This window comes from Deferrisoma palaeochoriense (assembly GCF_054656955.1).
The window spans coordinates 91,740-103,747 of sequence record NZ_BAAHXI010000004.1 but is presented as its reverse complement, the minus strand read 5'-3'; the positions used below and the strand labels follow the sequence as shown (position 1 = coordinate 103,747).

At 71.0% G+C, this 12,008-nt stretch carries 10 protein-coding genes, 1 tRNA gene and 1 pseudogene; 6 read left to right on the top strand and 6 right to left on the bottom strand.

Going from position 1 to position 12,008, the window contains the following annotated elements; translation table 11 throughout:
- A pseudogene (locus ACYQ8L_RS02440) lies at window positions 1-175 on the bottom strand (transposase); the annotation flags it as partial.
- Window positions 176-1,178: 1,003 nt separating this feature from the next.
- Between ACYQ8L_RS02440 and ACYQ8L_RS02435 the strand changes: the two are divergent.
- Together ACYQ8L_RS02435 and cas12b are read left to right on the top strand one after the other, a co-directional pair.
- Window positions 1,179-2,543, top strand: a complete 1,365-nt coding sequence (locus tag ACYQ8L_RS02435; protein ID WP_459940171.1) for a hypothetical protein — start codon at window positions 1,179-1,181, stop codon at window positions 2,541-2,543.
- Between the two features lie 5 nt (window positions 2,544-2,548).
- Window positions 2,549-4,654 carry a type V CRISPR-associated protein Cas12b gene (gene cas12b, locus ACYQ8L_RS02430; protein WP_459940170.1) on the top strand — a complete coding sequence of 702 codons (2,106 nt, stop codon included), beginning with the start codon at window positions 2,549-2,551 and terminating at the stop codon, window positions 4,652-4,654.
- 174 nt (window positions 4,655-4,828) lie between these two features.
- Here the strand turns inward: cas12b and ACYQ8L_RS02425 are convergent.
- Window positions 4,829-4,904 (bottom strand) — tRNA-Ala (locus tag ACYQ8L_RS02425).
- Between the two features lie 380 nt (window positions 4,905-5,284).
- Between ACYQ8L_RS02425 and ACYQ8L_RS02420 the strand changes: the two genes are divergently transcribed.
- A complete protein-coding gene (locus ACYQ8L_RS02420) occupies window positions 5,285-5,878 on the top strand; it encodes a response regulator transcription factor (RefSeq protein ID WP_459940169.1) in 594 nt (197 codons plus the stop codon).
- A 1-nt stretch (window position 5,879) separates the two neighbouring features.
- Here the strand turns inward: ACYQ8L_RS02420 and ACYQ8L_RS02415 are convergent, their stop codons facing one another.
- Both ACYQ8L_RS02415 and ACYQ8L_RS02410 read right to left on the bottom strand, forming a co-directional pair.
- Window positions 5,880-7,292 (bottom strand): Glu/Leu/Phe/Val family dehydrogenase, encoded by a 1,413-nt coding sequence (locus ACYQ8L_RS02415; protein WP_459940168.1) that lies wholly within the window; start codon window positions 7,290-7,292, stop codon window positions 5,880-5,882.
- Window positions 7,289-8,659 carry a dipeptidase gene (locus ACYQ8L_RS02410; RefSeq protein WP_459940167.1) on the bottom strand — a complete coding sequence of 457 codons (1,371 nt, stop codon included), beginning with the start codon at window positions 8,657-8,659 and terminating at the stop codon, window positions 7,289-7,291. Before ACYQ8L_RS02410 ends, ACYQ8L_RS02415 begins: the two co-directional genes overlap by 4 nt.
- 379 nt (window positions 8,660-9,038) lie before the next feature.
- Between ACYQ8L_RS02410 and ACYQ8L_RS02405 the strand changes: the two genes are divergently transcribed.
- The 3 genes from ACYQ8L_RS02405 (at window position 9,039) to ACYQ8L_RS02395 (ending at window position 11,264) form a co-directional block, all read left to right on the top strand.
- Window positions 9,039-9,899: an HDOD domain-containing protein gene (locus ACYQ8L_RS02405; protein WP_459940166.1), complete on the top strand. Its 861-nt coding sequence runs from the start codon at window positions 9,039-9,041 to the stop codon at window positions 9,897-9,899.
- A gap of 472 nt (window positions 9,900-10,371) precedes the next feature.
- Complete coding sequence (locus ACYQ8L_RS02400) at window positions 10,372-10,941, top strand: cyclase family protein (protein ID WP_459940165.1); 570 nt, start codon at window positions 10,372-10,374, stop codon at window positions 10,939-10,941.
- Window positions 10,938-11,264, top strand: a complete 327-nt coding sequence (locus ACYQ8L_RS02395; protein ID WP_459940164.1) for a peptide chain release factor family protein — start codon at window positions 10,938-10,940, stop codon at window positions 11,262-11,264. The genes ACYQ8L_RS02400 and ACYQ8L_RS02395 overlap by 4 nt, the downstream gene beginning before the upstream one ends.
- Window positions 11,265-11,271: 7 nt before the next feature.
- Here ACYQ8L_RS02395 and ACYQ8L_RS02390 read toward each other — a convergent pair whose 3' ends face one another.
- Together ACYQ8L_RS02390 and ACYQ8L_RS02385 are read right to left on the bottom strand one after the other, a co-directional pair.
- A complete protein-coding gene (locus ACYQ8L_RS02390; protein ID WP_459940163.1) occupies window positions 11,272-11,496 on the bottom strand; it encodes a hypothetical protein in 225 nt (74 codons plus the stop codon).
- 2 nt (window positions 11,497-11,498) lie between these two features.
- Complete coding sequence (locus tag ACYQ8L_RS02385; protein ID WP_459940162.1) at window positions 11,499-11,963, bottom strand: aminoacyl-tRNA deacylase; 465 nt, start codon at window positions 11,961-11,963, stop codon at window positions 11,499-11,501.
- Between the last annotated feature and the right edge of the window lie 45 nt (window positions 11,964-12,008).

Genomic DNA, 12,008 nt, shown 5'->3' with positions numbered 1-12,008 from the left:
GCCGGGCATCGGTCAGCGTCACCTCCCCGTCTCGGGCCAGGGCGGCGAACACGCCCACCTGGCAGTTCTCCACCTTTCCCAGGCGCCCACACCACTGGCGCGCCACGCCGACCGAGCGGTTGCCTTTCTTGGGGAACCCACTTTCATCCACGATCAGACACGTGTTGGGGGAGCCTCCCGACAACCGGTGCCTTTCCTCCTTTCCCTTTGCCCGACTCCCTCCATCGCTTCATGGCAATGCGCCCGAGGGTCGTGCCCAGACCGGTTGGCCGCAAACAAAAAAACGGCCACGGACGCACGTCGGCGCCCCGGTGGCCGTTCGGTCGTGAGATGCTGTCCTGCCCTCGGTGTGCCGCCCCTTCATCACCCCGCCCTGTCTGGCGCGGAGAGAATGCCGAAGATCCCACGGCATCGGCAATAGGACGGACTGGGAAATCGGTCAGATCCTGTCCGACGAGACCTTCCGCGGCCATCAACAGACATTCGCCGCGAGCGGCGCGGCGGTCAAGACATGCCTGGCCCCAGCCGCTTGTCGGCCACGACACCAGGCTTGCTACCGCGGGCCCTGTATGATAGGAGAGGAGAACCGGCCCATGGGGCCGGGCTGTCGCGGTGGAAAGTCCCTCGGCGGACGTTTCAGCCGTCCGTCAATCCACCGGACGACTCATCAGTTCCGGGCACCGGTCTTTGACAGCGGAGCGGGGTGGCACGGCGCGAACCTCTGGCGCACACGCGATTCCGAGGGGGTTCGCGCTCGGCGCCTAACTGCCCGCAATCCGGCGGAAAACCCTCTGCGACCCACGGCGGAGAACTCCTGTGAAACCGACCCTGTTCAACCAAGCGGTATGGGTTCGCGGAAACGGGCTGGGAACCCCGCATCGCAACGATGGTCTTGGGGCGGGTGGGGTTGCAACCGGTACCGGAAGTGATGGGTCGTTGGGACGCGCGCGGGCGGCAAGGGGGACCTGGAGGCCCTGGTGTTGCAACCGGTACCGGAAGTGATGGGTCGTTGGGACGTGCGCGGGCGGGACCTTCTTGCCTCTGCGCCCCGTTGCAACCGGTACCGGAAGTGATGGGTCATTGGAGGCCGGAGAAGAACTGACAAGGGCGCCGAGCAAATCGCAAAGAAGGACGCCATATTTCCGGCCAGGCCCGGCGCTCTGGAAAGAGGGGGGCGCATGCCAACCCGGGCGATCAAGTTCAGACTCGTTGTTCCCCGCGATGACTCCCCTGAGTCCGTCCGCGCTCGAAAGGCCCTCTGGGCCACCCACCTTTTTGTAAACCGCGCCGTTGCCCACTACGAAAACCTGCTGCTGGAGATGCGGCAGGCCGACGTGTGCGTGGGGCAGACCCCCGAGGAGAAGGACGAGATCGCCCCGGCCGCCGTGTGGAGAAGCCGCCTCGAACAACGGCTTCGCGACCGAGGCGTACCGCCCGAACGCCGCCAGGAAGCCTGCGAGCTGTTGCGGGAGTTCTACGGCCACATCGTGACTTCCAGCCGGGACCCCGGCCGGGGAAGCGCCCAGGATGCCCGCAACTATCACGACCTCTTGGTGTCGGCCGGTTCGGCCTCGGGCCAGGCCGACGAACACCTGCTGGCGGTGTTCGACCCCGTGCTCCAGCGGTATCGAACCGGCGACGGCTGGCGGGAACCCGACGAGGCGTGGGCCGAGGAAGCCCGGGGCATCCTGGCCTCGAACGAGGAACTTCTCAACCGCACGGGCCGCCCGCCCGCATGGCTCGTGAGCTACCACAACGGCGACCCTGGGTGGCCGCTTCGCTTGTTTTCGGACCTCCAGGGGAAGTGGTCGGGCGACGTTCTTCTCAAGGCGCGGTTGAGAGACCTCGGTGTGGTGCCGCTGGCGGCTCCCTTTGGCGAAGGGCTGATCCGGGGTACCCGCGGCAACCTCACCAAGTACGAGCGCATGGCGTTCGCCCTTGCCGTGGGGCACCTGAACTCCTGGGAGACGTGGGGCCATAGAGCCCGGGTCGCGTACCAGGAGCGGCTCGACCGCCTCGTCCGTTGGGACGAGCGGTGGGCGGAGCCCCTTGCCGACGCCCTGGCGGCGATTCGACGCTACGAGAAGGAGCGCACCCTGGCCCTGGAACGGTTGGCCGAGGGGCTGGGCGCGGCGCCTCATTATCGGGTGGGCTTTCGGGAACTGCGGGGCTGGCCGCGCCTGCGCGAGTGGCTGCTAGCCCATCCGGGCGCGCCACTGGATGAGCGCAGGAGGTTTCTGGCCCAACTGCAAGCCGAAAATCCCCGAAAATTCGGCGGGGCGGAACTGCTCGCGTGGCTCGCGCACCCCGAGCAGGATTGGCTCGTGCGGCACCCGGCGGGCGACGCGGTGCAGGCCGTGGCCGAACGGAACTACCTGGAACGGCTCCTGGAGCGTACCCGCCGGCACCCCGTGTTCACGTTCGCCGAGGCGCGGGAACATCCCCGGTTCGCCGAGTTCGACCCCCCGAAAAACCAGAACCAGCCCCCTACCGCCTGGCCAGCCCAGAACCGGGAAAGCTCACCCTTACCCTTCGGTTGTTAACCCCCGTGGACGGCGACCCGTCAGGTCCGCTGGAGGAACAGGGCTTCACTTTTCCCCTGGCGCCGTCCGGGCAGGCCCGAGGGGCCGTGGTGGAGGAGGTACGAACGGGGCGCACGAGGGGCACCCGTCGGGACCTGGTGCTCCGGCGCCGCACCCAGGACCGCCTTGGGGAATCGGCGGCAAAGGTGGCCGGTGCGGCTCTTCTGTTCGACCGGGGCCACACCGAGAAAACGGGCGAGGAGGCCCTGGCCGACGGCGCCGTGGGACCCGTGTACTTCAAGGTGGCCCTCGATGTGGTGCCCGAAGCCGGAGAAGAAACGTTCCGCATCCGGAAGACCAAGAAGGCCTGGTTCGACTCTTCCCTCGGCGAGCGGATAAGTGCCAAGGGACGGGAGAGGGCTCCAACCACCCCCACCCGCGTGCTCGCCGTGGACCTGGGCTTGCGATCGGCCGCGGCCATTGCGGTGTACGAGGTGGAACCCGCAACGGGGGCTGACGGGGCTGTGTCGGCGACGCCGGCGTACCGGCTCGAACGAAGCGCCGTGCTTCGGCTGCCCGGAGAGGAAACAGAGAAGGACGTGCTCGCCCGGCGCCGGGAGGCCGACGACGAACTGTTCGCGGTACGGCGGGAGATCCGCCGGCTTGGCACGTTTCGGCGGATCTGCCTCATGGAAACCCCGGAGGAGCGGCGTGAGGCGCTCGCCGCGCTCCGGGCCGACGGCGAGGCATCGGGGGAGCGGTTTCCCTTCCGGGACGAGGACCTCGCCGAGCTATGGGGCGTGGCCGGGGCTCCGACGCCCCAGTGGCGCGACGCAGCCTTTCGGCTCTACCGGGAAGCCGAGCGAAGGCTCGGGGAGCACATCTCCCAGTGGCGCAGGCGGACCAAGGAACTCAAGACCAGCGGCGGCGGGAAGAGCGCGTGGGCGGTGGAGCATCTCGAACGGGTGTACCGGACCCTTCTCGCCTGGCACCGGCACCAGCCCCCTTGGAGGCCCGAGGTCCAGCGACTCGACCGGGAACGCTTCGGCTCGGTGGCCCGAAGGCTTAGGCAACACTTTGTGAACCTCCGGGAGGACCGCGCCAAGACGACGGCCGACCTCATCGTGCAGGCCGCCCGGGGGCTGGTGTACGAGGACGGCCGCTGGACCCAAAGGTTTGACCCCGTGGACCTGATCGTGTTCGAGGACCTCACCCGCTACCGGTTCCGCACCGACCGGCCCCGGGCGGAGAACCGGCAACTGATGCGGTGGATGCACCGGGAGGTCCGGCGACTGGCCGAGATGCAGGCGGAGGAGTACGGCATCGCCGTTGCCGAAACAGGCGCCGCCTTTTCGAGCCGTTTCGACGCCACGACCGGGGCGCCCGGCGTACGATGCCGGGCCCTGACCGCCGAAGACGCGGCCCAACTACAGGCCGGCGGGGCCCCCTGGCTGGTGCCCGCCCTGGAAGCCGTCGGAATCCCCCCGGAGAAGGCGAGGCCGGGAACGCTCGCGCCCACGGGCACGGGGGAACTCCTGGCCTACCTGAAACCCGACGGCCTCGGCGTCAAGCACGCCGACATCAATGCGGCGCAAAACATCGGGCGGCGATACGTGACAGGGCACAGCGACCCGGTACGGTTGGCGGTGCGCCCCTTGGAGACAAGGGACCACGGGACGGTCTATGTGAACCCTGCGCCGGGGAAACGACTTCAGGGGGCGTTGGGGGCGGCCGCCGTCGCGTTGGTCCCCCGCGGCGATGGAGCCGACGGCTACGAACTCAGGGGGTTCCGAACCGTGGCCGAGTGCGCCCGTTTCCTGGGGGTGTCTCGGCAAGCCCTGGGAGCGGGGGTGGAGGATACCGAGGAATCGGGGGCGACCGGAGAGGACGTGTCCGACGCCGACCTCGAACTGGACGCCATCGAAGAGGAGCAGGCCGAGCGGATGGGCGAGCGCACCACATTCTTCCGGGATCCGAGCGGCCAAGTGGCCGGAGGCCGCTGGCTACCCGCCAAAGAGTTCTGGGGGCGGGTGGAACGGACGGTGGCGAAGCGGCTCGCCGACAGACGACCAGCCTCGGGATCCCCGGATTCTGGACCCGCGGACGGCGAGAGACGCCCTGCGGCAGGCTGAGGCCTCCCGACCACGCGCACGGGGAACGGATTCCAGGAGGGGAAGGAAGGGGGGCTTCGGGTTTTCTGCCTTGGCCCGCGTCGGGGACTGTCCAACGGCCCACCGGAAGGGCCACGTTCTCAGGGCACAAGAAGAAAGGGCTTACGGGGATGGCCCGTAAGCCCTTGATTTTCGTGGTGGAGCCGATCGGGATCGAACCGACGACCTCTTGAATGCCATTCAAGCGCTCTCCCAGCTGAGCTACGGCCCCACGAGAGAATCGGCTTTTTACCAGACCCGGCCGGGCGTGTCAACGGGAACCGCACGGGACGCTCCGAGCGGCTCAAGATCTTGCCCCGGCCGGACGATCGATGGATTGCCCCCACCGTGGACCGTTGGGACGCGGGGACGTTAGGACGTGGGGACGTTGGGACGCGAGGACGTTAGGACGTCAAGATCTTTGGTGGTCCCAGCGGTGCCGCCGGTCCCACGGTGCGGGGGGCCGGAATGCAGGGGGTAGGCGCCAGAGAACCCCTGTCCTCTGTCCTCTGTCCCCTGACTCCTGGCCCAGGGCCGTCCCACACCCGAGCCCTGACTCGGCGGTTCCATTCCTGCGCAGTGAGCCCCCAAAGGGGGCCCAGGGGAGATTCCATGCGGATCCTGATCGTGGACGACGACCAAAGCACCCGCCGGATGGTGGAGCACACGCTCCTCGCGGCCGGTTACGAGGCCGACCTGGCCGAGGACGGGGAGGCGGCCTGGGAGGCCCTGGAAACCGGCCACCACCGGATCGTCCTCACCGACTGGCTGATGCCCCGGCTCTCGGGGCTCGAACTCGTGGAGCGGATCCGCTCCCACGAGCGGCCGTACACCTACCTCATCATGCTCACGGTGAAGGAGGCCCTGCCCGATCTCGTGGAGGCCCTGGACGCGGGGGCCGACGACTACCTCACCAAGCCCTTCCGTCCCGAGGAACTCCTTGCTCGCATCCGGGCCGGCGAGCGCACCGTGGAACTCCACGACCGCCTGGCCCAGCGGGTCGGGGAACTCGAACGGGCCCTGGCCGAGGTGAAGCGGCTCCAGGGGCTACTGCCCATCTGCATGATCTGCCACAAGATCCGCGACGACCAGCAGTACTGGCACCGGCTCGAGGCGTACCTCTCCACCCACGCCGGCATCGAGTTCACCCACGGCATGTGCCCCGACTGCGCCCAGAAGTGGCGCGAGGAAAACGGGCTCGCCTGATCTACGGCCAGATGCCCAGGGCCTCGTAGGAGGCGGCGATCTTGTCGATGGCCAGCACGAAGGCCGCGGTCCGAAGATCGACCTCCTTGCCCAGCCGGGCCCGGGTCTCCTGGATCTCCCGGAACGCCAGCACCATGGTCTCCTCGAGCCCGGCGTTCACCAGCTCCTCCTCCCCCGGCCCCCGGGCCAGCCGCTGGCCCTCGGCGGCCTCGAACCGCCGGCCGGTCATGCGCTCGAGGGCGGCCACCAGCCCCCGGTGGATGTCCTCGTCGAACCGCTTCTCCATGCGGCCGAACCGCACGTGGGAGAGGTTTTTGAGCCACTCGAAATAGGACACCGTGACCCCGCCGGCGTTGAGCCACACGTCGGGCAGGATCCACACGCCCCGCTCCCGGAGGATCGCCTCGGCCTCGTCGGTGACCGGGCCGTTGGCCGCCTCGGCCACGATGCGGGCCTGGATGCGCGGGGCGTTCTCGGCCGTGATCTGGTTCTCCAGGGCCGCGGGCACCAGGATGTCGCAGGGCAGCTCCAGGGCCCGGGCCGTGGGCACCACGTCCTCGGCCCCCGGGAATCCCAGGATCGAGCCGGTCTCCCGGCGGTGGGCCACCACGGCCTCCACGTCGAGTCCGTCGGGGTTGTGGACCGCGCCCTCGTACTCGGCGAGCCCCACGATCACCGCCCCGGCCTCCCCGAGGAACTTCGCGGCGTGGTAGCCCACGTTCCCGAGGCCCTGCACCACCACCCGCTTGCCGGCGAGGCCCGGCCCGAGCCCCGCGGCCCGCAGGTCCTCGGCCGACTCGCACGCCTCCCGGAGCCCGAACATCACCCCCCGGCCGGTGGCCTCGGTGCGGCCCCGGATGCCGCCCTGGCCCACCGGCTTTCCGGTGACGCAGGCCAGGGAGTAGAGCTTGTCGGGCGCGAGCGCGCCGTAGGTGTCGGCGATCCAGGCCATCTCCCGGGAACTGGTGCCGAAATCGGGGGCCGGCACGTCGGTGCCGGGACCGATGAAGTTCTTGCGGATGAGCTCGTAGGCGAACCGGCGGGTGATCCGCTCGACCTCGGCGTCGGAGTACCGGTGCCGGGCGATCCGGACCCCGCCCTTGGCCCCGCCGTGGGGCACGTCCACCACGGCGCACTTGAAGGTCATGAGGGCCGCCAGGGCCATCACCTCGTCCTGGGCGACATTCATGGAGTAGCGGATCCCCCCCTTGGTGGGCAGCTTGTGGTGGCTGTGCTCGGCGCGCCAGGCCTGGACCACCTCGATCGAGCCGTCGTCGCGGCGCACCGGAAAGCACACGCGGTAGACGCTGTCGCACTCCCGGATCTGGACGAGGAGCGACGGGTCGTGGGCGGTGAGCCGGGCCGCCCGGTCGAAGGTCTTTCGCACCCGCTGCCAGAAACTGGGCTTCGTCACGATCCCACCTCCCCCAGCAGAGGCCAGAGCCAGGCGCTGGTGCGCATGCCGGCCCACAGGTCGTCGAGGTGGAACTGCTCGTCCGGGCCGTGGGCCCGGTCGTCGGGCCGGCCGAACCCGAGGAGGAGGACCGGGGCGCCGAGAAGCCGCTGGAACGCCTCGACCACCGGGATCGAGCCGCCCTCGCGGATGAAGGCGGGCTCGGCGCCGAACCCCCGGGCCAGGGCCTGGCGGGCCGCGGCCATGAACGGTCCCTCGGTGGGCACCAAGACGGGCCGAGCGCCGTGGAGGCGGGAGATCTCGAGGCGGCATCCGGCGGGCACCCGCCGGGCGAGCCAGCCCTCCAGGAGGCCGGCGATCTCGTCGGGGTCCTGGTCGGGCACGAGCCGGCAGGACACCTTGGCCCGGGCCCAGGCCGGGAGCACGGTCTTGGCGCCCTCCCCCGTGTACCCGGCCACGAGCCCGTTCACGTCGAGGGTCGGCCGGGCCCAGAGCCGCTCCAGGGGCGTGAAGCCCGGCTCCCCTGCGAGCGCATCCACCCCGAGGTCCCGGCGCAGGGCCTCCTCGTCGAAGGGCAGGCGGGCGAACGCCTCCCGCTCCCAGGCCTCCAGGGGCCGCACCCGGTCGTAGAACCCGGGCACGGCCACCCGGCCGGCCTCGTCCTGGAGCGAGGCCAGGAGCCGCGCCAGGGCGTTGGCCGGGTTGGCCACGGTCCCGCCGAAGGAGCCCGAGTGGAGGTCGCGGTTTGGGCCCCGCACGGTGAGTTCCAGGTACACGAGGCCCCGCAGCCCGTAGGTGATGGCCGGAACGGCCGGGTCGAGCCGGCCCGAGTCGCTCACCACCACGGCGTCGCACCGGAACCGGTCTCGGTGGGCCTGGAGGAACGCCTCCAGGTGCTCGCTCCCCGACTCCTCCTCGCCCTCGAACAGGACCACCACGTTCACGGGGAGCCGGCCGTGGACCTCGAGATGGGCGCCCAGGGCGGCCACGTGGCAGAAGAGCTGGCCCTTGTCGTCGGTGGCCCCCCGGGCCACGATGCGCCCGTCCCGCACGGCCGGCTCGAAGGGGTCCGAGGTCCAGCCGTCGGCCGGATCGGCGGGCTGCACGTCGTAGTGGCCGTAGAGGAGCACCGTGGGCGCCCCCGGGGCCCCGCGCCACTCGGCCACCACGGCCGGGTGGCCCCCGGTGGGCTCGGCCCGGGCCTCGAACCCCGACCGGGCGAGCCGCCCGGCGAGCCACTCGGCGGCCCGGGCCACGTCGGCCGCCTGGGCCGGGTCGGCGCTCACCGAGGGGATGCGCAAAAACGCAAAGAGTTCTTCTAGGAGCGCCTCCCGGCGCGCCTCCAGTTGCTCCAGCACTCGCTCCACGGTCTCCTCCTTCCGAGTAGCTTCGGCTAGGCGGCCGGGCTGCTCGGCAGCTAGGCGGCTAACAGCATTCGGGATTCCGACGTTATCGCGGCGGCCAGCCCGTGGGGGCAGTTGCCGTGTCAGGGAGCAGAATTCAGAGGTCAGATGTCAGACCCCCCCTGTCCTCTGTCTTCTGTCCTCTGGCACCCGACACGGGGAGCGAGGATACCAGGTCGATCCGTGGCCGCCACCTTGAGCCCGCGGGCCCGGCGGCCGAAAAGAAAATCGGGGCGACCCCGTGGATCGGAACCACGGAGGGCACGGAGAGCACGGAGGACACCCCAGGGACGGATGCACGCCCCGTCGGTCGCACCCTGGCATCGCCCCCAAGGAGTGGCAAATGACCCTCGACGATCTGGTGGCCCGCGCGGGAGAACTCGTATCGCTGCCCGAGGCGTGCCTGCGCCTCAACGACGTCCTGGCCGACGACCGGTCCACAGCGGAGGACGTGGCCGAGACACTGCGGACGGACCCGGCGCTCTCGGCCCGGGTGCTCAAGCTCGTAAACAGCGCCTTCTACGGCCTGCCCCGCCGGGTGGAAACCGTGACCCACGCCGTGGCCCTCCTGGGCCGGGAGGAGATCCGGACGCTCGCCTTCGCCACCGCCGCGGCCGAAACCTTCGCCAAGGTCCCCCCGGAAGACGTGAACGTGGACTCCTTCTGGCGCCACAGCGTGTACACGGCCGCCGTGGCCTCGGTCCTGGTGCGGGAGCGCCGGGCCGGCCGGGAGCGCGCCTTTCTGGCGGGGCTCTTGCACGACGTGGGGTGGCTCGTCCTCCTGCACCTGGACCCCGAGGGGAGCCGCCGGGTGCTCGAGGCCGACGGCGAGGGCTGGGCCCGGCTCCACGCGGCCGAGCACGAGCACTGGGGGTTCACCCACGCCGACGTGGGGGCGCGGCTCCTGGAGGCCTGGGGCCTGCCCGAGAGCCTGTGGGCGCCGGTGGAGTTCCACCACGTGCCCTCCCGGGCCCGGGCCCACCCCGCCGACGCCGCCCGGGTCCACCTGGCCAACGCCGCCGCGAGCCTGCGGGAACCCGGGATCCTGTGCGTCGAACCCGGGGACGCTCCGAGCGCCGACGAGGCGGCCTGGGCCGCGGCCGGCCTCACCCCCGAGGACCTGGAGGCCCTCCTTCCGGAGGCCGAGGAACGGTTCGACGAGACCCTGGAGATCGTGTTCTCGGGGTACACGACGATCTACTGATTGCGGTGGGTTCACCTCGCTACGACAGGAACCCGGGGGCGCGGGAAGCCGACGGGCGCGAAGGGCAGGCAGCGGGGCGTGAATCGCCTTCCCGCTGGGACGCTGGGAGGCTGGAAGGCTAGGACGCCAAAATCATCTGTGCTTCCAGCGCCCGTGACTGTCCCGACCTGGGGGAGCACCTTTCGTAACGGGAGCCAGAACTCAGAGGTCAGGTTTCAAAGAACCCCTGTCCTCTGTCGTCTGTCCACTGAGTTCTGGCACGGGCGTCGCCCCCACCCTCAAGCCCTGCCTCGGACGTCCCTTCCCCGCGCAGCGGGGCCCCAAAGGGGCCAGGGGGGACTTCTCTCCGTGTCCTCCGTGCCCTCCGTGGTTCAAACCGGCCCCTTGCCCGCCGTTCCCCGTGGCTCCGGCCCCGCCCTTTTGCTACGTTGAGCCCCGGCGACACCCCAGGCGGAGCACCACGAGGAACCCCATGCTTTACGACCTCACCCATCCCGTCGGCCCGGAGACGCCCGTGTACCCGGGGGACGAGCCCGTGCGGGTGCGCACCGTGGCCCGGCTCCGGGCCGAAGGCTACCGCGCCCGCAGGCTCGACCTGGGCACCCATTCGGGCACCCACGTGGACGCCCCGGCCCACCTGGTCCCCGACGGCGCCCCCCTGGACGCCCTTCCCCTGGACCTCTGGATCGGGCCGGGGGTGCTCCTGGAACGGGGCCAACTCGCCGGCCTTCCCGGGGGACTTCCCCCGAGGGTGCTGGTGCGGGGCGTGGGGGCCGAGGGGCTCACGCCGGAGGAAGCCCGGGGCCTCGTCGAGGCCGGGGCCCGGCTCGTGGGGTTGGACGGCCCGAGCGCCGATCCCGTCGGGGCCGCGGACCTGCCGGCCCACCGGATCCTCCTCGGCGCCGGGGCCGTGATCGTCGAGAACCTTCGGCTCGCGGGCGTGCCGGCCGGCCCGGGCGTGCTCCACTGCCTGCCGCTCCCCGTGGCCCGGGGCGACGGGGCCCCGGCCCGGGTCCTGTGGCAGACGGAGGCGGTCCCGTGAGCGACGAACCGTTCCGGGACGAGGAGTTGGAGATCACGTTCCTTCGGGCCTCGGGCCCCGGGGGCCAGCACCGGAACACCCGGGAGACCGGGGTGCGCATCCGGCACCTTCCCACGGGGATCGTGGTCACGGCCACCGAGCGCCGCAGCCAGGCCGAGAACCGTAGGATCGCCCTGGAACGGCTGGCCGAGGCCCTGCGCCGGCGGCGGCGCAGGCGAAAACGCCGCATCCCCACCCGCCCCGGCCGGGCCGCCAGGGAACGGCGCCTCAAGGAAAAGCGGCTCCACAGCCGCAAGAAGGCCCTGCGACGGGGGGAGGAGTAAGGGGAAATCAGGCCGGCCCGCCGCCGTCCTCGGAGCCGGACTCCCCGTCTCTCGGGGCGGGGAGCGGGGTAGGAGCCTCGCCCCGGGCCGGCAGGTGGCGGTAGAGGTGGTAGGCGCAGTCGGGCCCCACCAGGGCCCGGGCCGCCTCGGGCGGGAGCCGGAGTTTCCCCCGCACCACGAGGGCCCGGTAGAGGTACCGGAGCCGCGTCTCCTCGGCCTCGGGCCGGCCCATGGTCACGCCGCCAGATCGGCCACCCGCGCGCCCACGGCGTCCACCAGCGCCTGGGGCGCCAAGAACACGATGAGCCCCCGGCGGCCGCCGTTCACCCCGATGGTCTCGAACCCCATGAGCGACTCGTGCACCCACACGGGCACGGGCTTTCGCACCCCGAAGGGGCTGATGCCCCCCACCAGGTACCCGGTGAGCTTCTGGGCCTCGTCCACGGTGGCCATGCGGGCCGCCTTCACCCCGGCGAGCCGGGCGAGCTTCTTCAGCGAGAGTTCCACGTCGCCCGGCAGCACGCACTGGCAGAACGTGCCGTCCCCCAGGGCCACCACCAGGGTCTTGGCCATGGCCTCCACCGGCCACCCCAGGGCCTCGGCCGCGTACTCGGCGCCCTTGACCTTGTGGTCGTACTCCCGGGCCTCGTGGGGGATCTTTCGCTGTTTCAGGAACCGGATCGCGGGGGTGACGGCCATGGGCACTCCTTCGAACCCGTTGCCCTGGGGCGCAGGGAGGCGGGG